This is a genomic window from Thermosipho melanesiensis BI429 (assembly GCF_000016905.1).
GTDB classification, from domain to species: domain Bacteria; phylum Thermotogota; class Thermotogae; order Thermotogales; family Fervidobacteriaceae; genus Thermosipho; species Thermosipho melanesiensis.
The window spans coordinates 1,546,267-1,573,158 of sequence record NC_009616.1 but is presented as its reverse complement, the minus strand read 5'-3'; the positions used below and the strand labels follow the sequence as shown (position 1 = coordinate 1,573,158).

Sequence of the window (26,892 nt, the reverse complement as noted above, 5' to 3'; positions counted from 1 at the left end):
TAAATCTAAAATAAAAAATCCGGAGGAAACCCTCCGGATTTTAATTTTCGTATTTCATATTATCTCCAATGAAATATCTACATACTTTAACTCACTTGTTAATTTCCCAATCGAAATCACATCCACACCTCTTATTAAATATTCCTTTAAATTCAATTCAGAAATCCCCCCAGAAACTTCTATAATTACATTTTTCTTCCTGTTTTTAATAACCTCTATTGCTTTTCTTACATCCATAGATGAAAAATTATCTAACATTATAATATCTACATCAAGAAATAATGTTTCTTTTAATTCTTCAAAATTTTCAACTTCTACTTCAATTTTTGAAGTAAATGGTTTTATCTTCAAAACTTCATTTACTGCATTTTTTATTGAACCATAAATCTTCTTATGATTATCCTTTATCATAACGGTATCAGAGAGATTTAATCTATGTGTATTTCCCCCTCCTTCTAACACTGCAATCTTTTCAAAATCACCTATTAATGGAATTACTTTTCTTGTTGCAGCAATTGTAATTCCGTATTCTCTTGCAATATCAACAAATTTTCTAACTTTTGTAGCAATTCCACTCATCAATGATAAAAGATTCAACACGGTTCTTTCTATTACCAAAATGTTGTAAGCATCTCCAAAAAGTTTAAACAAAATATTTCCACTTTTTACAATCATACCATCCACATAATCTGTTTTAAATTTTATATTATAATGTTCAAAAATTTCCTTAACAAAACTTAAACCAGAAAGTATAGCATCTTGCTTTAAAATAATATTTGCACTTACCTTTTTCCCACGCAAAGGATATGAAGCAAAATCCATTAATCCTTCATCTTTTTCAATCCATTCCAATATTTTCTTTACCATATTATTCCTCCATTAATTTAAACATATTTTCAATTGGTACTATAGCTTTTTTTGCAATCTCCTCATCAACCAAAACTTCAAACTGTTCATTTTCCAATGCACTTAAAATATTTTTTAGAGTATTCTTCTTCATATTATTACACACTGCACTTGAAATTGGAATAAACGTTCTATCAGGGTAGATCTTTTTCAACTTTTCAACCATATCTTTCTCCGTCACTATTATATACTCTAATCCTTCATCTATATTAGGAAATTTTTCCATCTGAGAGGTACTTCCAACATAATCTGAAATTGCTTGTATTTCACTAGAAACCTCTGGATGTGATATAACTTTTGCATTAGGATACTTTTCTTTTAAAGATAAAACCTCTTCTTTTCTTATGTAATTATGAACATAACAATATCCCGTATCTCCTGGAATAGGTATAACTTTCTTTCCTGTTTTTTCAGCAACAAACTCCGCCAAATTCTTATCCGGTCCAAACAAAACTATTTCACTTTTTATCTTTTTTACTATTTCAACAGCATTAGCAGATGTGCACGCATAATCTGCATACATCTTAGAACTTGCAGTACTATTTACATATATAACAAAAGGAGCTTTATATTTTTCCTTAGCTTCTATTATCATTTCAGGTTCAAGTGAATTTGCCATGGGACAGGTAGCTGCCTTAATTGGAACAATTACTTTTTTGTTTGAATTCAAAATTTTTATTGCCTCTGCCATAAAATCCACACCTAAGAACAGTATTTTATCACTTTCTATCTTTGTAGCAATCTTTGCAAGTTGCAACGAATCTCCCAGATAATCCGCAATATCCTGAATATCTTTATTTTGATAATTATGTGCAAGAATTACATACCCTTTTTCTTTCGCAATTCTTTTAATCTTTTCCTTTAAATCAACCATAACATCATCCTCCTATTTTAACTTTTTCAAATCTTTTTCTTATCAAAGATGCCAATGATAAAGGTGCTAACATGCTTGTTCTTGGATTTGGTGACTGAATATTATCAAATGAAAAAATATAATTCCCCACACTTGAATTTATTTCAATCTTATGAATGTTTCTTTTTACATTTGGATCAGAATATATTTCCACAAAAACTTTTTCAAAACTTCCAACAGCAAATGATAATGTAACAGAAACATTGGTATTCCTTGGAAATCTCTTAATTGCTTCAATGGCATTCCCGCTAAAAATCAATGTTTTTTCTTTGTCGTTCCTTCCAAAAGAAATTGGTGGTTTATATGTTCTCAAAAATACCTTATCAATATATTTTTTAATTGCGTAAATTACATCAACACCACCAATTGCACCAGAAGGAAGAAAAACATTTGACTGTGATTTTTCTAAAATATTATTAAAATCTCTTCTAAAATCTTCATCTGCAAATGCACCCGTACTTAAAATATAAAAATCTTTATTGGAACTTAAAATTTCTCTGTAATATTTTCTTACTGCTCCAACAGAGGCACACTCAATAACCATATCACTATCATCTGGAATATAAAATTCTTCAAGCATAGTTCCAGAACCATTTGTGATTTTTTTCTCATCATAGTAATAAAAATCACTTATCAAATCTTCTAGTTCTTCTAAAATTATCTTTGCAGCATTTCCAAATCCTAAAAACAAAGGTTTCATCCATTTCACCTCCAAGATTATTTTACATCTGAAAATTACAAATGTCAATTTTCGAGTAAAAAAATATAATTACAATTTTAGCATTGAAAAATAAATATGCTCTGAATTTTCTACAAAATTGGAATTTTTAACTTCCGTTTCAAAATCATCTGAATTTCCACAACCCCTTATTTCTAAAACCTTAAATCCATATCTTTCCAGTGAGTAAATATCTTCAATTGTAAAACAATGCGATTTAAATACTCCATACTGCGAACCTACAGTTGTAACATGGGTCTTTTCAAAAATTTTGTATTCTTCTAAACTTCCATATCTTTTTACTAAATGTTTCATATAGTAATAGCTATCAACAGTTGCAAATAAATAACCACCAGGTTTTATCATTTTTTTTAACTTATTCATTACAATATCCAGATCATCCACATAACTCAACACGTCACCTTGTAGATTTAAAACTTCAAATTTTTCATTAAACTCAAACTCTTCAATTGTACTACAAAAATAAACCACTTTATCCTTATACTTTTCTCTAGCAACATTAAGGATATTCTCTGAAGGTTCCAATGCAAAAACTTGAAACCCCTCTTTAAGAAAAAATTCTATCCAATAACCAGTACCAGTGCCAATATCCAAAACTTTTCCTCTTATTCCCTGCAAGGTATTTCTTATATAAAATTTCACTGCCTTTCTTAAAGCAATCCATCTTTTATCTTCGTACATTTGGTCATAAATATTAGCTATTTTATTATAATACTCATACGCTTTCAAACATACCAACCTCTCTAACTTATCCTTTTATACTGATCATAGTTGTTTACTATGTTGTTTTTCACCTTAAGTATTCCAAAAGAATGTGGTAACATCTTTATTTTTAACATTCCACCTTTTATAAAATACCTATCTTCTGTAAACATATCAATAAACTCCGTTCCACTTAACAATCTTTTTTCTGGAATAGATATTGTAATATCTAAAGGTTCATCATAAATATTTCCATATACTATCAAAGTATCCAAAACCATTGGAGTCCTTCTCATAAATACTATAGGATCATTATTTAACAATTCAAAAGAACCATATCTTAAAGCAGGCTCATTTTTTCTTAAATAAATAAGTTTTTTGTAAAAATCCCTTAAATCATTATCCCATTTTTCTTCATTCCATATCATTGTCTTACGACATTCTGGATCAGGCCCACCATTTATACCTACTTCAGTACCATAATAAATTACAGGTACACCTGGATAAGTAAACTGCATAAAAATGGCGAATTTTCTCAAAAATTTGTCATTTATAGTTGTTGCAAGTCTTTCCGTATCATGACTATCTAGCATATTCCAGCAAGCCAATATATTGTCCGTCTCATTATACATACGTTCAAGATAAAACCCAAAGTTTTTATTAGTACCTTCAATATATGAAACTATATTTTCTCTTAGATGATAATTCATAATACCATCAACCATATCCCAACCGCCAGTATATGTCCACAACTCACTTATCACATATTTTTCTGAAGAATATTCTTTTACCTTTGATGTAATGTATCTATTAAACTCTGGCCCCAAATCTTGGCCACAATCTAACCTCCAACCATCAATTCCCAACTCTAAATACTTTATTAAAACATCTATTACGTAATTTTTCACCGATACTTCTTCTAAAACTAACTCAGGAAGGCTCTTTGTTCCCCACCAACCTCTGTAGTTGTTTTCATAAAAAATAAACATATTTCTATATTTATTTTTTCCCTTTAAAGCCTTTTTAAAATAAACATTTTCTCTTCCAACATGATTGAACACACCATCCAAAATCAACTTCATATTTTCCGCATGCAGAGAATTTATTAATCTTTTTAAAGCACGTATGCCACCAAATTGCGGATCAACCTTAAAATAATCAATAGTATCGTATTTATGATTTGAATTTGATAAAAATATAGGTGTTAGATAAATCGCATTAACACCTAAATCTCTTAAATATTCTATTTTTTCCGCTATTCCCCACAAATCTCCTCCATAAAATACCCTTACATGATCGTTTTTTTCATCTCTTTTTGGTGGAACTCCCCATTTTTCTACTCTTCCACCTCTTTTTTCATACAACTGCTTTTTTTCTTCTACCGTTAAACCTTTTCCTATAAAGAACCTATCGGGAAAGATTTGGTATATAACTGTATCATAAACCCAAGATGGGATGGGAAACCTCATAAATACACCTCCTAGGTAAAAAGTATAACATAAAAAAGTGCACTGGAAAACCCAGTGCACCCCTTTTAAAAAAACATCTTAAACCTTAAATCTTCTTACAGTTTCAATTAAATTATTGGTTATGCTTTCCAAATCTTTGCTCATTTCATTTATCTCGTTAACTCCATTTTCTAAAACATCCAACATTTCTTTGCTTGATTCTATTTCATGAACCTGCTCAATCAACGTTCTTGTTGTATTATCAACAGCACTAGACATTTCTTCCGCTGCCGCACTCTGTTCTTGAGCAGACGCTGCAGTATTGTTTATCATATTAGTTATCCCAAAAATCTCTTCTTCTATTTTTTCTAGTTTCTCTTTAACTTCCTTGGAAAATTCAGAAGCTTCTTTTATACTTTCAACAGTTTTTCTCGTGTTTTCATTTACTTTATCTGCTTCTTCTCTAATTTTTTCTAATATATCTGCAATATTTTCCGTTGCATTTTTACTTTCTTCTGCAAGTTTTCTAATTTCATCCGCAACAACTGCAAACCCTTTACCGGCTTCACCGGCCCTTGCAGCCTCAATTGCTGCATTTAGTGCAAGTAAATTAGTTTGCTCTGATATTTGATTAATTGTTTCCAAAATATCTTTTATATTACCAGCCGAAACAGAAAGTTCATTAACCATATCAGCAGTCTGCAATATTTCGCTATATCCCTTCTCTATTATCTCATACACTTTATTAACTGAATCTGTTCCTACTTTAACACTCTCAGAAATTTCATTTGAACGCTCAGAAAGTTCCATAGATGCTTTTGAAACAGCCTGCGCACTTGCAGCTACTTCTTCTATACTTGAATTTATTTCCTCTAATGATGCAGATATATTTTGCGAATCTGAAACTATTTTTCCAAAAGTTTTAGAAAATTTCTCAATTGATTCTTTTTCTTCACTTGAAATATTTTTTAAATTAATTGTAGATTTATTCAACGTGCCAGAATTTTCCTCAATTTTATTTATAATATTCCTCAACCCATCAATCATCTTATTTAGATAATTGGCAATACTTCCAATTTCATCTTTTCTATTGATTTCCACCTTTTCGGTTAAATCACCATTAGAAACTTTCTTGATAACGTTCTCAAGATTCCTCACATCTCTTTTTATCTTCTTTCCAATGAATAAAATCAAAACAAATATAATCACCAAAGTAGCCAAAACTATCAACAAATTTTCGAAAACGTATTTATTTACAACTTCACTTATATCATCAACGTAAACTCCCGCACCTATCATAAATTTGTACGGTTCAAACCACTTAGCAAATGAAACCTTACCAACCTCTTTGCCCACAGAAGGTTTTTTCCAAACATATTCATAAATAAATTCACCGTTTTTTCTTGCACCATCAACTAAATCAATTAAAATGTATTTACCATTTGGATCTTTTACCCCATCAGACTTTTTTCCTTCTAAAGTCGGATGAACTATACCTATATATTCATTGTCAAAAATAAAAACATAATTACCACCATTAAATTTCATAGCACCAACATATTTTTTCACCAAATCAATCGCTTCTTCATGAGTTATTTGTTTGCTTTTTTCCAATTTGTAGATCTGTTCAACTACTCTATATGCACTTTCTACTACAGTTTTTACCTCCTTTATTTTCTCATTTTTCAATTCATTATAAAAGTTATAATAGCTAGAGATTAAGAAAACACCTGATACTAGAATAACAAATCCTAAAACCAACCATAACAAAAGTTGCGATAAACTTTTAAACTTCATTTTTATACCTCCTTTTTTCATCTTGTTATTAATTATAATCCTAAAAAAATATTTTTGTTATATTTCAGTTAACAATATTACGACATAATTAATAATACGTTGTAAAGCAAAGATTAACATAACTAGAAAACATTTTTTAAACTCGAATTTTTAAATATTCATTTATTTATCGGTTTTTAACTTTTTCTATATTTTATAAAATAATTAAACCCGGCAAACTATGCCGGGATTTTAGTTTTTTTATTCAAATTTTTATTAAAAATTCTTTGACCAGTAATTTGGTGGTTCTTTTGTAACAATTATATCGTGCGGATGACTTTCCTTTACCGAAGCTGCGGTAATTCTAATAAATTTTGCTTTTCTCTGTAATTCCTTTATATTTTCTGCTCCAACATACCCCATTCCCGAACGAAGACCACCAATTAATTGATATACAACGTCCTTTACACTTCCTTTGTAAGGTACCATACCTTCTACACCTTCTGGTATAAATTTCTGGTTATTACTCTGAAAATATCTATCTGCACTTCCTCTACTCATGGCGCCTAATGATCCCATTCCTCTATATGATTTATATTTCCTACCTTGATATAATATAGTTTCACCAGGTGCTTCTTCAGTACCCGCAAAAATACTCCCAAGCATTACAGTTTCCGCACCAGCTGCTAATGCTTTTACTATATCTCCTGAAAACCTTATTCCACCATCCGCAATTATTGGAATATCGTACTTTTTAGCCACTTCCACACAGTCAAAAATAGCCGTTAACTGCGGCACACCAATTCCTGCAACAATTCTTGTAGTACAAATTGATCCAGGGCCAATTCCAACTTTTACCGCATCTGCTCCTACCTTTATCAACGCTTCTGTTGCTTCTGATGTTGCAATATTTCCGGCAATTACCGGTATATTAGGAAAATGTTCTTTTATCATTTTTACAGTTTCAATTACCTTTTTAGAATGACCATGTGCAGTATCTACTACTATTACATCTACCCCAGCTTTTACCAAGTTCTCAACTCTATCTAAAGTATCTTCACTTGTTCCGACTGCCGCACCTACTAAAAGTCTTCCTTTTTTGTCCCTAGATGCATTTGGATGTTCTACAACACTTCTAATATCCTTGATTGTAATCAAACCTGACAACGTTCCATCGCTTTTAACAAGTGGTAATTTTTCTATCTTGTTTTCATGTAAAATATCCCTAGCTTCTTCTAATGAAATTCCTTCATTTGCAACTATTAAATCCTCCACAGGAGTCATCAATTCTTTTACCGGCCTTTTAAGGTTCCTTTCAAACCTTATATCTCTATTTGTAACCAAGCCAAGAAGTCTTTTTTGTTCATCAACCACTGGTAAACCGCCAATCTTGTATTCGGCCATGATTTTCTCCGCTTCTTCAACACTTACATCTGGAAAAACCGTTACCGGGTCATCTATTATCCCATTTTCCGTTCTTTTTACAATTTTTACCTGATGTGCTTGTTCTTCTATTGATAAATTTTTATGTATGATTCCAATACCACCTTCCCTTGCAATTGCCTTTGCAAGTTCAGATTCCGTAACTGTATCCATAGCCGCACTTACCAACGGAATATTCAAAGTAATTTGTTTTGTTAATCTAGTTTTCACATCAACTTCACCTGGTAAAATTTCGCTATAACCCGGAACTAAAAGCACATCATCAAATGTCAATGCCTCCTTCATGTTTACACCCCCCTATTTTCTAATAGAAATTTGATATATGTAAAACACGTATATTGTCAAAAAGAATATTCCCTCGACTTTCCCAATTTTTTTCCTGAGTAAAGAAGTAAAAAATAAAATAAATACAAATAAATTCATAATGATAAGATCTATTGTAAAGTTTTGAACATCCACATATAAATTTCCAACCAACGAACTTACACCTAAAATAAATAAAATATTAAAAATATTACTTCCAACAATATTACCTACCAAAATATCTGCTTCATTTTTTAATGTAGATATTATACTAACAACTATTTCCGGTAGAGACGTTCCAATTGCAACAATTGTTAATCCCACAAATGTCTCACTTAATCCTAAACTTTTCGCTAACTTTATTACATTTCCTATTGTTAAATCTCCACCCAACCAAATTCCCACAATTCCAACAACAATTAAAAGTAAAGCAATATGTGTTTTGTATTTAACCTCATCTTTAAACTCTTCTTCTACAACATTCTTTGCACTAGTTATTAAATAATATAGATATATCACCAAAAGAGAAATGAAAACAACACCATAGTTCCACGTTAAAGAGTTATCTTTTATAAACAAAACAGTAAACACAATTGTAGAAATAATCATAAAAGGCATTTCAGCTTTAATCGTATTCTTTTTTATATTTATACTTACAAATAAAGAAGATAAAGCCAGTGCTATTGCAATATTTGCAATATTACTTCCCACTACATTAGAAATGGAAACACTTGAGTGGCCTTTTATCACGGAAACCAACGAGGCAACCAATTCAGGTAGTGAAGTACCAAACGCAACAACAGAAAGTCCAACAACAATTTTTGAAACCCCTAAATTTAAGGCTATTGAAGTTGCCCCATCCACCAACCAATCGGCACCTTTGACGAGCAAAACAAATCCAACGATTAATCCCAACAAAGTTAGAAACATCTAATCACCTCTTAAAAATATCTAATTTCCACATAAAGAATTGATATTATAAGTGAAATTATAGATGGAACTAAAGAAAATTTCAAAAATTCCTTAAATGATACCGAACGTTTTGAATATTTAATTAGCATTGTAATTGCCACAATATTCGCTGATGCACCAATTGGTGTGAAATTCCCCCCATAACACACCCCTAAGGATAAAGCCCACCAAAATGGCATTAAATTAGAAAAAGACGCGTTTATTGTAGGTAGCATTTTAATAACGGGAATCATAGTAGCAGTAAAAGGTATATTATCGAAAAAACCACTGATGAAAAATGACGTAACAATCAATCCAATACCAAAAATACTTGGCGTATCACCGAAATTTTCACTCAAAACCAAGGCAATCTGCCTTAAAATTCCAGTATCTTCTAAAGCTCCGGTAATTATAAACAATCCTATGAAAAAGAAAATGGTACTCCATTCAATTTCGGTAAAATGTTTTTCTAAGTTTTTAGGATCTATAACCAAAATAGAAACAAACCCCATTCCAAATGCAATAACTGAACTGTGAATTTTAAGTTTTTCTTGAAAAACAAATAACAAAATAACTACTGTTAATAAAACAAACGATTTTATCAAATTTGATTTTGAAAACTCAAGTTCGCTAAACTCAAATTTTATCTCAGCCTTAAGAAAATCTCTATACTTTAGAATAAAAAATACCAATATAACCATTAGGGTTATAATCGAAGGTATTCCCGTATTAAAAATAAAATCATTAAAGGTCAATCTTGCGGCATTTCCTATCAAGATATTAGGAGGGTCACCTATTAACGTTGTAGTACCACCTATATTTGAACTAAAAACTTCCGATAAAACAAAAAAAGTAGGATCAATATTTGCCGCATCGGCAATAGCAAGGGTAATAGGTATAAAAATCATAATGGTAGTAACATTATCTACAAATGCAGAAAATAAAGCCACAAAAAAATTAATCAATATAAATATCTTTAAAATGGAATTCTTTGAAAAATTAATAATTTTAAAAGCAACATATTCAAAAAAACCAACACTTTTTATTGCAGATACTAAAAGCATCATTCCAATTAACAGGAAAATAGTATCAAAGTCCACATAATTTTTAAATAAATAATCTGGATCTTCAAAAACCCCAAAAAAAGTTAAAACAAATGCTCCTAAAACCACGGCAATTGATCTATGAATTTTTTCAGAAATGATTAAATAATATACAATAACAAAAACTATTAATGCAATTATTGCATCTACACTCAACTGTTCCCCCCCAATCTACAAATTAAAAAAAAAGGGCACTTATGGCCCTGGAGCGGGCGACGGGATTCGAACCCGCGACCCTCAGCTTGGGAAGCTGATGCTCTACCAACTGAGCTACACCCGCTAATCCATGAAATATTATATCAAAGAAAATACCAAATTTCAAGTTCATAATTTAATCATACCTTGGAATCCCATAAATGCTAGAGATAACAAAGAAGCTGTAATCAGAGCCAATGGTAATCCTTCAAACGGCTTTGGGATATCATACAACTCTAACTTCTCCCTTATTGAACTGAAAATTATCAAAGCTAGCAAAAATCCCAAGCCAGCTCCCAGTGCATTGAAAATAGTCTCAAGTAGATTGTAATTATTCATACTGTTAATTAATGCAACACCAAGTATTATACAATTAGTTGTAATGAGTGGTAAAAAGATTCCCAATGCATCATATAAATTAGGATTATTTTTCCTCAAAAATAATTCTACAAACTGTACAAATGAAGCAATAACCAAAATAAACACAATTGTTCTTAAAAATTCAAGCCCCAAGCCAACTAAAAGTTTATCTAAAAACCAAGAAATAGTAGAAGACATTACCAAAACAAATGTAGCAGCAAGCCCCATTCCAACAGCCGTATCCATCTTTTTTGAAACACCCAAAAACGGACAAATTCCAAGAAAACGCATAAAAACATAATTATTAACAAGCATTGCTGAAAGCAAAATTAAAAATACCTTCATTTAGCTTTCCCCCTTTCTTTTCTTTTCATACCAATAAAAGCAAATAAAGCTGCCAAAAGACCAAGGGTTAAATATGCTCCTGGGGGAAGAATCATTATAAACACATTAAAAGCTTTACCCCAAACTACCACATCAAATATCGTTCCATTACCTAAAAGCTCTCTTATTGCACCCAATAATGTCAAACTTGCAGTAAAGCCCAAGCCCATTCCCAATCCATCTATCATCGAATACCATACATTGTTCTTTGAGGCATAAGCTTCTGCACGTCCCATTATCAAACAATTAACAACTATAAGTGGTATAAATAATCCCAAAGTTTTCCACAAATCATATACATAAGCATGCATTAAAAGATCAACCATAGTAACAAATGAAGCGATTATAGTTATAAAAATAGGTATTCTTATTTTCTCAGGAACAGCCCTTCTTAAAATTGAAATCACTATATTTGATAAAACCAAAACTACTGTTGCAGCCAAACCCATACCTAATCCATTCTTTGCACTTGTCGTTGTTGCAAGAGTTGGACACATACCGAGCGCTTGCACAAATGTTGGATTTTCCGCAAAAAAACCTTTTGAAAATTCTTTCCAAGTCTTACTGGACATTATTTTGCACCTCCTTATTTAAAAATTCAAACATGGTATCTATTGTGGAGGCAACGGCACGCGGAGTTATAGTAGCACCAGTCATAACATCGCTAATCTTAACAACTCCAATTTCCTTAGCCTCTTCTGGAGATAAATTACTCTTTCCCGCGTCTTTATCAACTTTCACACCATTTTTTAACCCTTCATAGGGAATTGGATAAAACCTTTTCTGTGAAATATCCTCAGCAATTTTTGCGCCCAAACCTGGCGTTTCCTGAGAATATTCTATTACTTTTATTGCAATCAAATCTACTCTATTTTTATTTACCAAAAATGATGCAACGGTAATTACCTTACCTCCATAACCAATACCATATCCTTTCAAAACAAAAATCCTACCCTTTTCGGTGTCAAAATTCAAAACAGGAGAAAGTACTGCACTTGTATCTTTAATGTATAATTCCTTTTCCTCACCGGTTGCATCAACAACTGCTTTTTTTATTTTTGATTCTTTAACAAGGAGTTTTCCATCTTCCGTCAGAACAAATTTAACTGCTTCAATGGTATTTTTCAATTCAGCCACTTTTATTGCATCTTGTGTTGAAAGGTAAACAAATCCCAAAATCATTCCAGCCACTAATGTATACACCATTAAAATTATCCCTGTTTTTATTGTTTCTTTCATGCTTTCACCTCACCAAATACCTTCGGCACAGTGTATCTGTCAATTAGAGGAACAAATGCATTCATTAAAAGAATAGACAAAGAAACTCCTTCGGGATACCCTGCAAAATATCTAATAAGTAAAGTCATAACACCAAGGCCTATTCCAAAAATTATCTGCCCTTTAACCGTCATTGGGCTTGTAACCATATCAGTTGCCATAAAGAGAGCGCCGAGCATCAAACCACCACTTAAAATGTGGAAAAGAGGACTTCCAAAAGATGAATTAACAAGATAAAAAATGCCTGACATTACAAAAACCGTTGAAATATATGTAATTGGAATCATAATCTTTATTCTCTTTTTAACAACCAAATAAGCAAAACCTATTAAAAGCAACAATACACTGGTTTCTCCTAAAGAGCCTCCACGATTACCAATAAACAAGTCCCAATAACTTATATTAACACTTCCTGTTTCTTTTAAAACAGCAAGCGGGGTTGCCATTGTTTGAATATCAACCCACTTTGAAAAAGAAAATACAGGTTTATACCAAGTTGTCATAGATACGGGAAATGATACAAGTAAAAATGCCCTTCCTGCAAGTGCAGGATTAAAAATATTCATTCCCAATCCACCAAATGCATGTTTTGCAACACCTAAAGCAAAAACCAAACCAATTAAAAATACCCACCAAGGTGTTGCAGAACTTACATTCATTGCAAGTAAAATCCCCGTTATAGCAGCACTTCCATTTGGAACAAAATTTTTATCCTTTCTCAAAACTTTCATTACAAATAATTCAAACAATTCACCAGAAAAAGCTCCTAATAAAATCAAAAACAGGGCATATTCTCCGAAGAAGTACCACGCACCAATTATTGCAGGTATAAGCGCAATAATAACATCAATCATAACTTTTTCAGTTGTATCATTAGACCTTAAATGTGGTGCATTACCTGTAATTAACTTCATTATTTTCTCCCCCCTCTCAGGGCTTTATATACTTTCTTAGTCAATTTTATTGTCTTAACATGCTCTATTTTAGCAGGACAAATGTATGTACAAGAACCACATTCTATACAATCTAAAAGACCTATTTTTGCTGCTTCATCGTATCTCTTTTTCTTTCCAAGTAAATCAAGTAGATAAGGTTGCAAGCCCATTGGACACACATTTACACAATATGAACAGCGTATACAAAATGTACTCTTTTGCTCTTTTGGTATAATCGTTGTAATTCCATTGTTACCTTTCACCAATGGAGTATCAATATTATTTATTGGAATCCCCATCATTGGTCCACCCATAAGAACCTTTACATTTTCCGCTTCACTTTTTAAACCTTCTCCTAATCTTTCTATAACCCAAGATATCGGTGTACCTATTCGTACCCACCAATTTCCTGGTTTGTTAATTGCTTCACCTGTAACAGTCAAGCCCCTTTCAATTAACGGTTTACCGTCTATAACCGCTTCCTTTATCGCAAATAATGTACTTACATTTAATACCACAACACCTACATCCATAGGAAGTTTTCCTCTAGGCACTTTCCTATTGGTAGTGGCATATATTAATTGTTTTTCAGCACCTTGCGGATATTTTGTTTTTAAAGCTTTTACATCTACTTTTCCTTTCCATTTGTTTTCTAATAGATCAATTGCATCCAATTTGTTGTCCTCAATTCCAATAATTGCTTTTTCTATACCAAGAATTTTTTTCACAATTTCTATTCCTATAAGTATCTCTTCATATTTTTCAAGCATCATACGATGGTCAATGGTCAAATAAGGTTCACACTCTGCACCGTTAATAACCAAAGTATCTATCTTCTTATCTTTTGGAGGAGTTAATTTCACATGAGTTGGGAACATGGCACCACCAAGCCCAACAATTCCAGCTCTTTTTATTATATCAACCAACTCTTCTGGAGAAAATTTTTCAAAATTACCATGTGGTAACAACTCCCATTTATCTTCTCCTTCTCTCTCGATTTCAACAACCTCGACTGCTTTACCAAAAATAACATTTGTAACTTTTTTTACATCTGTTACTGTTCCAGTAACTGGTGAATGAACATACGAGGAAATAAATCCCGTTGGTTCACCTATAACCTGACCAGTTTTAACTTTATCACCGGGATTAACAATAGGTTTTGCGGGACTTCCTGCATGTTGTTGCATAAAAACAACAACTTTCTCAGGAATAGGAGCTTTCCTTATGGGAATATCTTTTGACAAATGCTTATTTTCAGGGGGATGAACTCCTCCTAAAAAGGTCGATAATCTCAAAACACCACACCTCCCAATAATAACTTTACATCACCATGAAAGATTATAACACAGCTTTTTTACTTTTCACAAACATAATTTGTATGATATAATAAATAAAAAACGGGAGGAATTTTTATGGAATATTTATTAAATCTCTTCAATGGGAACTGGGTAGATGAAATCACAAGATTACCTAACAAAGATTTCTTTGAAAATATCTATCCATTACTAAAAAAATCTAATACGACCTTTTACCTAATTTATTTGGATTTAAAATTTGAATCAGAAGAACAAAGCGAAATAAACTTCGTTATAGCAAGGATCGCGTCAATAATCAAGCACAGTGTAAGAATACCAAAAGATTTTATCTGTCGTTCATCGGAAAAAGGTTTTGTAATAATCCTACACGGAGTTAATGAAATAATAGCAAAACAGATTTCAAGTAGGATAAAAGAATCACTTGACTATTTACTTTTAAATTACGGAAACAAAAATATAAAGATAGAAACAGATATAAAAATTGAAGCTTTAGGAGGTGCTCCTAGTGAATAAAGAAATTGGAACAAGATATGAACCAAACTCTATTGAAAAAAAATGGTATAAATTTTGGCTTGAAAAAGGTTATTTTACACCCCAAAATGACAATAGTCGTCCCAAATATTCTATCGTAATACCACCTCCAAATATTACCGGCAAAATACATATGGGCCATGCCCTGAATATTACACTTCAAGATATATTAACTCGTTATAAAAGAATGAATGGATTTAAAACATTATGGCTTCCCGGTGAAGATCATGCGGGAATTGCCACTCAAACTGCTGTGGAAAAAAAGATAGAAAAAGAAGGAAAAAAACGAGAAGATCTAGGAAGGAAAAAATTTTTGGAAATAGTATGGGACTGGGCAAGTACATACAGAAAAACGATAAAACAACAAATAATGGCGATAGGTGCCTCGGTAGACTGGTCAAGAGAAAGATTTACACTTGATGAAGGACTTTCTAAAGCTGTAAAAAAAGTTTTTGTTTCGTTGTACAAAAAGGGATTGATATATAAAGGAAAATATATTGTAAACTGGTGTCCAAGATGTAAAACTGTTTTGTCAGATGAAGAAGTTGAATACCATGAACATGATGGAAAATTATATTACATTAAATATCCATTTGTAGATGGCACAGGAGAGATAGTTATTGCTACTACACGTCCTGAAACCATGTTAGGAGATACCGCAGTTGCAGTTTCTCCATCAGATGAAAGATATAAAGATGTTGTTGGAAAAGAAGTTATTTTACCTTTGGTAGGCAGAAAAATAAAAATCATTGCAGATATACACGCAGATCCAAAATTTGGTACTGGTGCATTAAAAGTTACGCCTGCCCATGATCCTAACGATTATTTAATTGGGCAGCGCCACAACTTAGAATTTATAAATATTTTTAACGACGACATGACAATTAACGAAAATGGTGGAAAATACAAAGGCCTTGACAGATATGAGGCACGTGAAAAAATAGTGGAAGATTTGGAAAAGGAAGGTTTCCTTGTAAAAATTGAAAATTTAAAACATTCCGTTGGTCACTGTTATAGATGTGATACGGTAATTGAACCTATGTTAATGAATCAATGGTTTGTAAAAATGGAACCACTTGCAAAAAAAGCAATCGATGCTGTAGAAAATGAACATATAAAATTTTATCCACAAAGATGGAAAAAAGTATATCTAAACTGGATGTACAATATTAGAGACTGGTGTATAAGTAGACAACTGTGGTGGGGACACAGAATCCCAATTTGGTATTGTCAAGATTGTGGGCATATTAACGTTTCAGAAGATAAAGTAACAAAATGTGAAAAATGCGGTAGCACAAATCTTCGACAAGAAGAAGATGTGCTTGATACGTGGTTTTCATCTGCTCTTTGGCCATTTAGTACATTAGGTTGGCCAAATGAAACAAAAGATTTAAAAGAATTTTATCCAACAGATGTACTTGTAACGGGTTTTGATATTATATTCTTCTGGGTTGCAAGAATGATAATGATGGGTTATGAATTTATGGATGAAAAACCTTTTAGTGATGTATACATTCACCAATTGGTTAGAGACAAGTTTGGAAGGAAAATGAGCAAATCACTTGGAAATGGTATTGATCCAATCGAAGTTATAGAAGAATATGGAGCCGATCCAATGAGATTTTCACTTTCCACATTAGCTGCCCAGGGCCGTGATATAAAACTAGATTTAAAACACATAGAAACCAGCAAAAAATTTGCCAACAAAATATGGAATGCTACAAGATTTGTAATTTTAAACCTAGAAGATTTCCAAAAACAAGATCTTGATAACCTAAACCTATCTGATAAATGGATATTATCAAGATTACAAAAAACTATTAAAAACGTTACACACGCAATTGAAAATTATGAATTTAACGTTGCTGCAAAAGAAATATATAATTTCTTCTGGGATGAATTGTGTGATTGGTATATAGAAATATCAAAACCAAGACTTAAAACAAACGAAAGATCCCTAGTACAAAATGTATTAGTATATGTATTAGATAACAGCTTAAAATTACTACACCCAATAATGCCCTTTATAACAGAAGAACTTTGGCAAAAACTTCCAACTTCTGGTGAATCAATTACAATATCAAATTGGCCTAAAGTAGATGAAGAATTTATTGATGAGGAAAGCGAAAGAAAATTTTCACTTATCATGAATATAACTAAAGGCATTAGAAATGTAAAAGCAGAGATAAATATTCCACAAAGTAAAAAAGTTAACATTACAACAATGGTAAAATTTACCGATGAAGAAGAACTTTACATAAAAGTACTTGGAAATGTAGAAAATATAACATTTTCAAATATAAAACCTGAAAAATCTGCAAGTGCATACGTGGATAACAATTTGGAAGTTTACGTAGAGCTTGGGAATATGATTGACATCGATTCAGAAATAAACAGATTAAACAAAAAAATTGAAAAGTTAGAAAAAGATGCTGAAAAATTTAGAAAGAAATTATCCAACAAAAAATTCTTAGAAGGTGCTCCAGAAGATATTATTGAAGAAGCACGTGAAAAACTTGAAACAATAGAAGGGCAAATTGAAAAAATTAAAAGTATAATCAATTCTCTTCAGTGAGGGATAATTATGAACTATCTAGAAGCGTTAAAATACCTATATTTTAAAAGACCTTACGGAAAAATAAAAATCGGACTTTATAGAATAAAAGAATTACTCGAGCTTTTAAATAATCCACAAGAAAAGTATAAAAAATACCATGTAACCGGTTCAAACGGCAAAGGAAGTACAACAACATTTTTACATTACGTTTTAAAAAATAACTACAAAGTGGGGGGATATTTATCTCCCCATTTATCAACTATTTTAGAAAGATTTCCCATTAATGGAAAACACGTTTCTAGGGAAGTATTCTTAAAAGCTTTTGATAAAGTTAAAAGTGTAGCAGAAATTTTAGATAAAAAAGGACTCGACTTTGCTCCAAGCTTCTTTGAGTTTGCAACGGCAATGGCATTTGAGATAGGAAAGGAAGAAAATGTAGATTTTTCAACAATTGAAGTTGGACTTGGAGGCAGATTTGATGCAACAAATGTTATTATACCAGAAGCTTCTATCATTACATCGATAAGTCTAGAACACACAAAAATATTAGGAAATTCTTTGGAAAAAATAGCTTTTGAAAAAGCAGGAATAATAAAGAATGGAAAACCTGTAATAATATCTAGTCTACCCAAAGAAGCTAAAAAAGTTATTTATGAAGTGGCAAAGCAGAAAAATTCAAAGGTATTTGAGCTTGGAAAAGATTTTAATTTCGAAATAGTAGATTATAAATTCAACGAAAATATAATCAACTATTACGGTGATAAAACCATTAAAAACATAAAAATAAAATTAAATGGAACACACCAACCAATAAACGCAGCACTTGCAATTAAGGCGTTGGAAATCACAAACAATTTAAATGATGATGCAATATATAAAGGTTTTAAAGATGCGTTTATTCCAGGTCGTTTTGAAATGTTTAAAGGTATAGTATTTGACGGTTCACATAATCCAGAATCTGCGGAAAAATTTTCTGAAAACCTCAAACTGTATTTTAAGGAAAAGGAAAAAGTAGCAGTGTTTGGAATTTTAGATGATAAAGATAAAGAAAATGTCATCAAAAAACTAGTACCACAATTATCTCACACAATTGTTACTTGCCCTCCTTCTCATAGGGCAACAAATTGTAGAGAAACGTATGAAATTGTAAAGAAACACATAAATTCATGCGAGTATATTGAAAATCCCTTAGAGGCTTTAGAAAAGTTAAACTCAATAGACGTTGATTTGAAAATAGTAACAGGTTCATTTTATCTTGTTGGATATATAAGAAGTTATCTTGAACATGGAGTTATTAATGAAGAATTTGAACTTATGAGGAGGTGACACTTTTGGAAATTTTGAAGGTAATTTGGAGAAAATTACTAGAAAAAGAGGCCATTGAACCTGTCATACTTGACATGTCCCAAACAAATGTACCAACAGAGTATTTTATAATTATGACAGCAAATAGCTCTACTCATATGAAAAGTTTGAGAGAAGACCTTCTCGATTTGCTTAAGGGTTATGGTGTAAATATAATATATTATGATAAAGAAGATAACCACGATTGGTTAATTATAGATGCATCGAACATTGTCATTCATATATTTACAAAAGAAGCAAGGAGTTTTTACGATTTAGAAGGTTTGTGGATCGATGCAAAAAGGATAGAGGTTGAAAAAAGATGATACTAAAAAACGCATTGGTATTAAAAGATTGGAATTCTTCAGTTGAAAAACTGGATATAGAAATAGAGGAAAAAAAAATAAAAAAAATTTCAAAAAACCTTACAGGAGAAAATTACATTGACCTTTCAGGAAAGCTAATTATTCCCGGTTTGATAAATACCCATACACACGTCGCTATGTCTATTTTTAGAGGTATTGCAGAAGATCTCTCATTTGACGATTGGCTTTTCAAAAATATCCTTCCACTGGAAGAAAAGCTCGATAAGGATATTGTTTACTTTTCTTCGTTATTATCAATGATGGAAATGGCAAAAAATGGTATAGTTGCTTTTTGTGATATGTATATGTACGAATACTCCGTTGCAAAGGCCGCTTACGATTTTGGAATTAAAGCACTTGTTTCTCGTGGATTAGTATCTGAAGGAAACAAAATAGAACCTTCACGACTTTCAGAAGCTATAAAACTCTTTGAGAAATGGAACAATGTCGATGATAGAATCTATGTTGCCCTAGGGCCTCATGCACCATATACATGTTCTATTGAAGCACTAAAAGAGGTTGGAAAACTTTCAAAAAATATGAATATACCCGTTACTATACACCTATTTGAAAATGCTTGGGAAAGGGAAAGGTACTCCCTAAAAGATATCCTTGAAACAAATATTGCAGACTTTCATCTACTTGCAGTTCATTGCATACACCTAAATGAAAGGGAAATAGAAGAATTAAAAAACTATAACGTATATATTTCTCATAATCCAACAAGCAATTTAAAACTTGGAAATGGTATTGCTCCATTAACAAAATTTATTGAAAACAACATTCCAGTTGCACTTGGCACTGATGGACCTGCAAGTAACAACTCTTTAGACATTCTATTTGAAGCAAGACTTGCTTCATTACTTCAAAAGAAAAACGACCCAAAAAATGTTACAACAAATCAAGCATTAAAAATGCTTACTGAAAATGGTTACAAAGCACTAAAACTTGATGGAGGAATAATAAAGGAAAATCTCCCTGCAGATTTAACAATTATAGAGCTTAACACTCCAAGTTATTTCCCTTTGGAAAATATAAAACATCATTTAATTCATTCAAAAACCACTGTCTATGCAACAATGGTTAATGGAAAGTTTATATATATATCCGGTAAATTTCCAACAATAGACGAAAAGGAGGTATACAAACAATTTTCGATTTTTTACAAGAAGGTTTTAGGTATAGAAAATTGAGTGTAGAATTAAAGAAAAAATATGGAGAAAAAGTATATAGATTACCAATAAATGCAGGATTTACATGTCCAAATAGGGAAAACGGAAAACCAGGATGTTTATTTTGTGATGAAACAGGAAGCGGTTTTACAACTATTACAGGGTTAAATATAAAATCACAAATAGAAGAATTAAAAAAAAGGTACAAATCAAGAGGTGTTAAAAAATTTATTGCATATTTTCAAAATTATACAAATACATATGCTCCAATTGATGTATTAAAAAAGGTATATTCAGAAGCAATTGATAAAGATATTGTTCAAATTTCAATTTCAACAAGACCAGATTGTATTTCCGATGAAATTTTAGACCTTTTAGAAGAACTAAAAAACAATATTGATATTTCTATTGAAATGGGACTTCAAACGGCTAATTACCATACATTAGTGAAAATGAACAGAGGCCATACACTTTCTGAATTTATAAATGCAGCTTTGAAAATCAAAAATAGAGGATTTGAACTTATTTCACACGTTATATTAAACTTCCCAGATGACAACCTATTAGACGTTATAGAAACGGCAAAAATACTATCCGTTTTAAATGTAGATGGTGTAAAAATTCATTCATTATATATTGTCGAAAATACAATACTTGGAAAATTATACAAGGAAAGTAAATTAAAAATAGGTAGCTTGGAAAACTACATTGAAAGAGTTGTCAGATTCTTAGAATTTTTATCTCCAAAAATTACTATTCACAGGCTAGTTGCAGATCCACCAAAAACAGGAACAATATTTGGAAATTGGAACAAACCAAAAATACAGATAATAAACATGATAGAAAATACCTTAAAAGAAAAAGAAACTTATCAAGGGAAAAAATTTTTAAGTTGGTACACCCCGAAAACAAAGGAATGACATCATGACAAAAATTGGAACTTCTGGTTGGAGTTACGACCACTGGATTGGTTGCTTTTATCACGAAAAACTACCAAAAAGCGATTGGTTGAAATTCTATGCAAAACGATTTTCCATCGTGGAAGTTAACTCTACATTTTATAGATTACCTTTCAAAAATATAGTTAAATCTTGGGATAAAAAAATCCCTGAAATTTTTATATTTTCTATAAAAGGTCCCAAAAAAATTACACATATTCAAAAATTAAAAGAAATAGATGAATTTCTCAAAAAATTTTATGAAAGGATTGAATATATAAAATCAAAAACTTCCAATATACTTTGGCAACTTCCACCATCTTTAAAAAAAGATGAAGTACTTTTAGAAAATTTTTTAACAAAATTAGATAAAAGTTACAACTACACTATTGAATTTAGGGATAACTCATGGTAAAAATATTCTCATTATTAGAAAAATACAACATAGCCATGTACATAACTGATCCAAAAGATATAAAAGTCCACGGATTAAAACCGCTTCGTTTATTTATATTAGACTCCATAGTCCATCAAAGCTATACGCTTCTAAATATTCGTTCGAAAAATTACTGGAATTTTCCAATAAAATTAAAAAATTTAACACTACCACTTATGTTTATTTCAATAACGACTATTTTTGCCATGTCATTAAAAACGCAGAAATCTTAAAAAAATTACTGGAGGTGGATTTATGAAAAATATAATAATATTATTTATTCTTTTACCAATTCTCTCTTTAACAGAAATAATACAAACAACAAGTATAGATATAAACAACGACAATAAGCCTGAAACAATAATCCTAGAAGGCACACCCATTAGCTCTATATATTGGGATGATCTTTTTATTTCTTTAAAGACAACTGAATTAATTAAAAAAATTAAGTTAGGCTTTGGAGGATATAATCCAGAACTATTTGTTCTGGATTTTGACGGTGATAAAACTTTAGACATATTCATAAAAGCAGATAGTGGAGGCAGCGGAAATTTTAATGAATACTTTATTTATTCATTAACAAAAGGTATCATTTTAAACAACGAAGAACTTGTAAATTTATCTGGTTTCTTTATGGATGGTTTTAAAGCAATTATAAAATACAAGGAATTCTATACATATATTGACCTCTCAGATAAAAAAGAATTTTATATACAAAACAAGATCTACAATAAATACGGACAATTTATAGGAAAAGACAAAAGATTATTTATTGGTGGAATATCAAATCTAAAAACAATTGACTTTCAAAATGATAAAACCTATGAACTAGAAGGTTATATTTCTATCTCAGGAGCCTTCCATGCAGATAAAATTGGTTTTGCACACTTTATATATTCAGTTAAAAAAAAGAAAGTAATCTGGCTTGAAATTTCAAAATTAATATACATAGACGGTGATTAAAATGGAATATAAAAAACTTCATTCTTGGAAATTAATACCTGAAAAAGCTATAGAACTCCAAAAATTGTTAAGTAAAAAATTAACATTTAAACCACTCAGCAAAGAAATAAATTTGGTTGCAGGTGTAGATCTTTCATTTGTAAAAGATTATGGTCTTGCAGTGATTGTAATTTTAGATAAGAATATGGAATTAATAAAAGTTTATCATCACATTGAAAAGATAACGTTTCCTTACATTCCAGGATTGTTAGCATTTAGAGAAGGCCCCATATTTTTAAAGGCATGGAAAAAGGTTAACCACAATGTAGATGTAGTGTTTTTTGATGGACATGGAATATCACATCCTAGAAGCATGGGAATTGCTTCTCACATGGGGCTTTGGATAGAACAACCCACAATAGGCATCGCCAAAAAAATTCTCTTTGGAAATTACGTAGAACCGGAAAATAAAAAATTTTCGTTTACATATATCACTTATAAAAACCAAAAAATTGGTATTGTATTAAGAAGTAGAGAAAATGTAAAACCTATTTTTATCTCTCCTGGAAATCTTATAACCTTAGATGAATCACTAGAATTAACAAAACAATTCATTACAAAGTACAAATTGCCTGAACCAACAAGACTAGCCCATAAATACTCTCAGCTCTTAAAGAAACAATTCAATGAAGAATTACAATAAAATCAACGGGAAAATCTATGTAATTTCTACTGCTTGTAAGTAAATCAATTAATTTATAATACCCTTCTAAATCATCTTTAGCATATTTAATAACAAAATTCCTCTTTGGATGCACTGTTTTTACAATCTTCTTTACACTTTCAATACTAACTTTTTCATTTAAAATATACACTAAATCATTAGGATAATTCCAAATTTTCTTATCCAAGAAAAATATAGCTTCTGGAATAACTCCTGCAGCTTTCCACATGTAATATAAATTTACATTATATATCCTTGTTTGATATTCTGTATTGTTGACTATATAAAAAACATATTCATTTTCCTTATCTTGAACATTTTGGGAATATTTTTCCTTTAACTGTTTCATATCTCCAGGATATATGTTACCATCTACATCGTATTCAACAGGAAAAGATATACCCTTTAAATTAAATCTATCCCTAAAATTTACAGCTAAAAATACCAATTCAGAAGTTTTCACATTAGTTTCCGTTAAATCAAACACCTTTTTAAAAGTCCTTGATAATGTAAAAATATCTTTTTTCAACGCAGTTTTTAAAAGTTGCTCAATAATATATTTTTGTCTCTCTATTCTTCCCAAATCACCGTTATAATCCTTTCTGAAACGCATAAAAGCAAGTAACTCTTCTCCATACAATTTATGTAAACCTGGCTCAAAATTAATTACCAGATTTTGTGAATAATCTGTATATTTCATTGGCTGATTTACATATACCTCAATAGGACCAATCTCATCACCTATGATTTTTATCACATCGTAATCAACTATTACGTATCTATCCACTTTTTTCCCAAAAAATCCTTCAATTAGCCCTATAAGATTTTCTAAACCATTTCTTTGATAATATGAATTAATTTTTTTACCATTGATAATCAAATCTCTTGGAACACTTGTTATTCTTATCTCTTTACTTTTGGAATTTACACTTACAAACATAATTACATCTGTTCTTCTCGTCCCTTGAATATCCTTATCCAAACCTAACACCAAAAAATTAGTCTCCTCATTAAGAGGAGAGTATATTACATATAAAATTAAGCGCATCCAGGGGATAAAAACTACACTCAATGAAAATAAAACTACTATAACACCTATTAATAAAAAAATAGCTTTCTTCATTCCATGTAACCTATGTATGGAATATTTCTAAATTTTTCATCAAAATCCAAACCATATCCAACTACAAATTTGTCTTCAATATCAAAACCAATAAAATCTGCTCCAACTAACGGTTTTTTTGAAGACTTTTTTAATAAAGTTGCAACTTTCAAATCTTTAGGATTATATCTCTTTAAATATCCTAAAATATATGACAAAGTTTGACCAGTATCTAAAATATCCTCAACAACCAAGACATGTTTCCCTTCTATTGGTTCATCAATCCAACTTTTTACCCTTATCCTTCCTGTAGACTCCATTCCACTGTAACTAGAAACGTGGATAAAGGAATATTCAACATTTAAATCAATATTCTCAACAAGGTCAGAAAAGAAATGAATTGCTCCTTTTAAAACGCATACCGTATGGATTGTCTCCGTTTTTCCCTTATAATATTCCGTTATTTCCCTTCCCATCTCTTTAATACGTCTTGCCAATTTTTCCTTATCAATTAAAACTTTCAAATCCATTCCATCCCTCCTTTTCTATAACCCCTGATACAATTACTGCTCCATCTTCATCATAAATAACCGCTATTTGCCCTGGAGTAATAGCAAAAATAGGCTCTCTTGTTTCCACATACAAATTATCATTATCTACATATACCCTACATTTTACTTCTTTGAATTTTTTTCTTACTTTAACATATCCTTCTATCTTTTTATATACATCTTGCAAAAAATTCAGTTTCGATACTGTAAACTTATTGTTAAACACCTCTCCTTTTTTCCCAACAACAAGTAAATTCTTTTCAAAATCTTTTCTTAACACATACATACGTTCCCTTACAGCTATACCTATTTTCCTTTGACCGATAGTATAATTTGACAATCCTTTATGTGTTCCCAAAATGTTTCCTTTAGTATCAATTATTAACCCTTCCTTGAACCCTACTCCATTTTCCTTTAAAAATCCATAAATATTATTATCGGGAATAAAACATAAATCTTGAGAATCTTCCTTTGAATGTATGTGAATATTCAAATCTTTTGCAATATTTCTAATTTCATCTTTGTTATATTCTCCATTCGGAAAAACTAAGTAACCTAATTTTTCCCTTTTTATAGATGCCAAAAAATACGATTGATCTTTCTCTTTATTTTTTGCTTTATACAATTTTCCATCCCTTAAAAGCGCGTAATGACCAGAGGCCACATAATCGTTTCCATCTTGGATTATTCTCTCAAGCAAAACTCCAAACTTTATCCAATCATTACAAAAAAAACAAGGGTTTGGAGTTCTTCCTCTTTTATACTCATTAATAAAATACTTAATTATAGTTTCCCTAAAAACATTCTCCACATGTATTATTTTTAGTTCTACCCCAAACTTTTGTGCAACTTTTTTGGCATCAAATGTGTCCGATGGACTACAACAAACCTTGTGTTTGATCTGTTTAGTTAAATATAACGAATCTGGAACCGTTTTTAAATGATATGCTGTTACAGCATATCCCTTTTTTTTCAAAAGATAAAGAGCAACAGCACTATCTACTCCTCCACTTAACGCTACTCCTACCTTTATAATTTATTCCTCCTTCCAAACTCCTCACATTTTTTCAAATATGACTTCTTTAAATCTTCCAACGTAACAGACATTAATGATTTTGAAAACTTTTCCATGACAATCTGCCAAATTTCATTTACTGTGCAAATTTCAGGTTCTAACTTCATTTTACCAGGCTCAACAAAACATGTAATTACAGTTGAAATATCATCAACAGCACTAACTATATCATAAATTGTGATCTCTGACGGCTTTTTTGTTAATTTATACCCTCCAAATTTTCCCCTAGATGAGGATAAAATTCCAGATGAAACAAGCCTTGACAAAATCTTTTGAGCAAATTCATAAGGTATATCAGCCTTACACTTTGATATTAACTCTCTCGTACTTACCAGTTTTTCATCTAAAGATAAAAGAAGTAGTAGTCTCAATGCATACTCACTTTTCATTGTTACGGCCATAT

28 protein-coding genes and 1 tRNA gene are annotated in these 26,892 nt (G+C 31.0%); 10 read left to right on the top strand and 19 right to left on the bottom strand.

What is annotated here, in order from left to right; translation table 11 throughout:
- Positions 1-54 precede the first annotated feature (54 nt).
- From nadC to rsxC, 15 genes are all read right to left on the bottom strand, one after another.
- A complete protein-coding gene (gene nadC, locus TMEL_RS08155) occupies positions 55-867 on the bottom strand; it encodes a carboxylating nicotinate-nucleotide diphosphorylase (RefSeq protein ID WP_012057787.1) in 813 nt (270 codons plus the stop codon).
- Between the two features lies 1 nt (position 868).
- Positions 869-1,780 carry a quinolinate synthase NadA gene (gene nadA / locus TMEL_RS08150; RefSeq protein WP_012057786.1) on the bottom strand — a complete coding sequence of 304 codons (912 nt, stop codon included), beginning with the start codon at positions 1,778-1,780 and terminating at the stop codon, positions 869-871.
- Between the two features lie 4 nt (positions 1,781-1,784).
- Positions 1,785-2,519, bottom strand: coding sequence for an aspartate dehydrogenase (gene nadX, locus TMEL_RS08145; RefSeq protein WP_012057785.1), 735 nt, complete (start codon positions 2,517-2,519; stop codon positions 1,785-1,787).
- Between the two features lie 69 nt (positions 2,520-2,588).
- Entirely contained in the window at positions 2,589-3,287 is a 699-nt protein-coding gene (locus tag TMEL_RS08140) for a class I SAM-dependent methyltransferase (RefSeq protein WP_012057784.1), read from the bottom strand.
- A gap of 14 nt (positions 3,288-3,301) precedes the next feature.
- Complete coding sequence (aglB, locus tag TMEL_RS08135) at positions 3,302-4,729, bottom strand: cyclomaltodextrinase (RefSeq protein ID WP_012057783.1); 1,428 nt, start codon at positions 4,727-4,729, stop codon at positions 3,302-3,304.
- A gap of 78 nt (positions 4,730-4,807) precedes the next feature.
- Positions 4,808-6,505, bottom strand: coding sequence for a methyl-accepting chemotaxis protein (locus tag TMEL_RS08130; protein ID WP_012057782.1), 1,698 nt, complete (start codon positions 6,503-6,505; stop codon positions 4,808-4,810).
- 255 nt (positions 6,506-6,760) lie between these two features.
- Positions 6,761-8,212 (bottom strand): IMP dehydrogenase, encoded by a 1,452-nt coding sequence (gene guaB, locus TMEL_RS08125; protein ID WP_012057781.1) that lies wholly within the window; start codon positions 8,210-8,212, stop codon positions 6,761-6,763.
- 12 nt (positions 8,213-8,224) lie between these two features.
- Entirely contained in the window at positions 8,225-9,160 is a 936-nt protein-coding gene (locus tag TMEL_RS08120; RefSeq protein ID WP_012057780.1) for a calcium/sodium antiporter, read from the bottom strand.
- Between the two features lie 11 nt (positions 9,161-9,171).
- Complete coding sequence (locus tag TMEL_RS08115; RefSeq protein ID WP_012057779.1) at positions 9,172-10,440, bottom strand: ArsB/NhaD family transporter; 1,269 nt, start codon at positions 10,438-10,440, stop codon at positions 9,172-9,174.
- 48 nt (positions 10,441-10,488) lie between these two features.
- Positions 10,489-10,564 (bottom strand) — tRNA-Gly (locus TMEL_RS08110).
- Between the two features lie 44 nt (positions 10,565-10,608).
- Complete coding sequence (gene rsxA, locus TMEL_RS08105) at positions 10,609-11,184, bottom strand: electron transport complex subunit RsxA (protein ID WP_012057778.1); 576 nt, start codon at positions 11,182-11,184, stop codon at positions 10,609-10,611.
- Positions 11,181-11,795 carry an electron transport complex subunit RsxE gene (gene rsxE, locus TMEL_RS08100; protein WP_012057777.1) on the bottom strand — a complete coding sequence of 205 codons (615 nt, stop codon included), beginning with the start codon at positions 11,793-11,795 and terminating at the stop codon, positions 11,181-11,183. Before rsxE ends, rsxA begins: the two co-directional genes overlap by 4 nt.
- Entirely contained in the window at positions 11,785-12,462 is a 678-nt protein-coding gene (locus TMEL_RS08095) for an RnfABCDGE type electron transport complex subunit G (RefSeq protein WP_012057776.1), read from the bottom strand. The genes rsxE and TMEL_RS08095 overlap by 11 nt, the downstream gene beginning before the upstream one ends.
- Positions 12,459-13,415, bottom strand: a complete 957-nt coding sequence (locus TMEL_RS08090; protein ID WP_012057775.1) for an RnfABCDGE type electron transport complex subunit D — start codon at positions 13,413-13,415, stop codon at positions 12,459-12,461. Before TMEL_RS08090 ends, TMEL_RS08095 begins: the two co-directional genes overlap by 4 nt.
- Positions 13,415-14,731 (bottom strand): electron transport complex subunit RsxC, encoded by a 1,317-nt coding sequence (gene rsxC, locus TMEL_RS08085; RefSeq protein WP_012057774.1) that lies wholly within the window; start codon positions 14,729-14,731, stop codon positions 13,415-13,417. The genes TMEL_RS08090 and rsxC overlap by 1 nt, the downstream gene beginning before the upstream one ends.
- A 117-nt stretch (positions 14,732-14,848) precedes the next feature.
- On the opposite strand from rsxC, the gene TMEL_RS08080 reads away from it, so the two are divergent.
- The 10 genes from TMEL_RS08080 to nfi all read left to right on the top strand — a co-directional run bounded on the left by TMEL_RS08080 (position 14,849) and on the right by nfi (position 23,740).
- Positions 14,849-15,265 (top strand): diguanylate cyclase domain-containing protein, encoded by a 417-nt coding sequence (locus TMEL_RS08080; protein WP_012057773.1) that lies wholly within the window; start codon positions 14,849-14,851, stop codon positions 15,263-15,265.
- Positions 15,258-17,858, top strand: a complete 2,601-nt coding sequence (locus TMEL_RS08075) for a valine--tRNA ligase (protein ID WP_012057772.1) — start codon at positions 15,258-15,260, stop codon at positions 17,856-17,858. The genes TMEL_RS08080 and TMEL_RS08075 overlap by 8 nt, the downstream gene beginning before the upstream one ends.
- Positions 17,859-17,867: 9 nt before the next feature.
- Positions 17,868-19,166: a bifunctional folylpolyglutamate synthase/dihydrofolate synthase gene (locus tag TMEL_RS08070; RefSeq protein ID WP_012057771.1), complete on the top strand. Its 1,299-nt coding sequence runs from the start codon at positions 17,868-17,870 to the stop codon at positions 19,164-19,166.
- A gap of 5 nt (positions 19,167-19,171) precedes the next feature.
- Positions 19,172-19,510, top strand: coding sequence for a ribosome silencing factor (gene rsfS, locus TMEL_RS08065; RefSeq protein WP_012057770.1), 339 nt, complete (start codon positions 19,172-19,174; stop codon positions 19,508-19,510).
- Positions 19,507-20,742 (top strand): amidohydrolase, encoded by a 1,236-nt coding sequence (locus TMEL_RS08060; RefSeq protein WP_012057769.1) that lies wholly within the window; start codon positions 19,507-19,509, stop codon positions 20,740-20,742. Before rsfS ends, TMEL_RS08060 begins: the two co-directional genes overlap by 4 nt.
- Positions 20,739-21,641 carry a tRNA modification radical SAM protein MnmL/YtqA gene (gene mnmL, locus TMEL_RS08055; RefSeq protein ID WP_012057768.1) on the top strand — a complete coding sequence of 301 codons (903 nt, stop codon included), beginning with the start codon at positions 20,739-20,741 and terminating at the stop codon, positions 21,639-21,641. Before TMEL_RS08060 ends, mnmL begins: the two co-directional genes overlap by 4 nt.
- A gap of 4 nt (positions 21,642-21,645) precedes the next feature.
- Entirely contained in the window at positions 21,646-22,074 is a 429-nt protein-coding gene (locus tag TMEL_RS10700; protein ID WP_049750443.1) for a DUF72 domain-containing protein, read from the top strand.
- 73 nt (positions 22,075-22,147) lie between these two features.
- Complete coding sequence (locus tag TMEL_RS10695; protein ID WP_077277094.1) at positions 22,148-22,354, top strand: DUF72 domain-containing protein; 207 nt, start codon at positions 22,148-22,150, stop codon at positions 22,352-22,354.
- Positions 22,351-23,058 (top strand): hypothetical protein, encoded by a 708-nt coding sequence (locus TMEL_RS08045; RefSeq protein ID WP_012057767.1) that lies wholly within the window; start codon positions 22,351-22,353, stop codon positions 23,056-23,058. The genes TMEL_RS10695 and TMEL_RS08045 overlap by 4 nt, the downstream gene beginning before the upstream one ends.
- 1 nt (position 23,059) lies before the next feature.
- A complete protein-coding gene (nfi, locus tag TMEL_RS08040; RefSeq protein ID WP_012057766.1) occupies positions 23,060-23,740 on the top strand; it encodes an endonuclease V in 681 nt (226 codons plus the stop codon).
- Here nfi and TMEL_RS08035 read toward each other — a convergent pair.
- From TMEL_RS08035 to TMEL_RS08020, 4 genes are read right to left on the bottom strand one after another with little or no spacing between them, the layout of a single operon-like run.
- Positions 23,721-24,884: an LCP family protein gene (locus tag TMEL_RS08035; protein ID WP_012057765.1), complete on the bottom strand. Its 1,164-nt coding sequence runs from the start codon at positions 24,882-24,884 to the stop codon at positions 23,721-23,723. The genes nfi and TMEL_RS08035 overlap by 20 nt on opposite strands.
- Positions 24,881-25,393, bottom strand: coding sequence for a hypoxanthine phosphoribosyltransferase (hpt, locus tag TMEL_RS08030; RefSeq protein ID WP_012057764.1), 513 nt, complete (start codon positions 25,391-25,393; stop codon positions 24,881-24,883). The genes TMEL_RS08035 and hpt overlap by 4 nt, the downstream gene beginning before the upstream one ends.
- Positions 25,371-26,447 carry a tRNA 2-thiouridine(34) synthase MnmA gene (mnmA, locus tag TMEL_RS08025; protein ID WP_041426106.1) on the bottom strand — a complete coding sequence of 359 codons (1,077 nt, stop codon included), beginning with the start codon at positions 26,445-26,447 and terminating at the stop codon, positions 25,371-25,373. The genes hpt and mnmA overlap by 23 nt, the downstream gene beginning before the upstream one ends.
- Positions 26,444-26,890: an RrF2 family transcriptional regulator gene (locus TMEL_RS08020; protein ID WP_012057762.1), complete on the bottom strand. Its 447-nt coding sequence runs from the start codon at positions 26,888-26,890 to the stop codon at positions 26,444-26,446. Before TMEL_RS08020 ends, mnmA begins: the two co-directional genes overlap by 4 nt.
- Positions 26,891-26,892 lie beyond the last annotated feature (2 nt).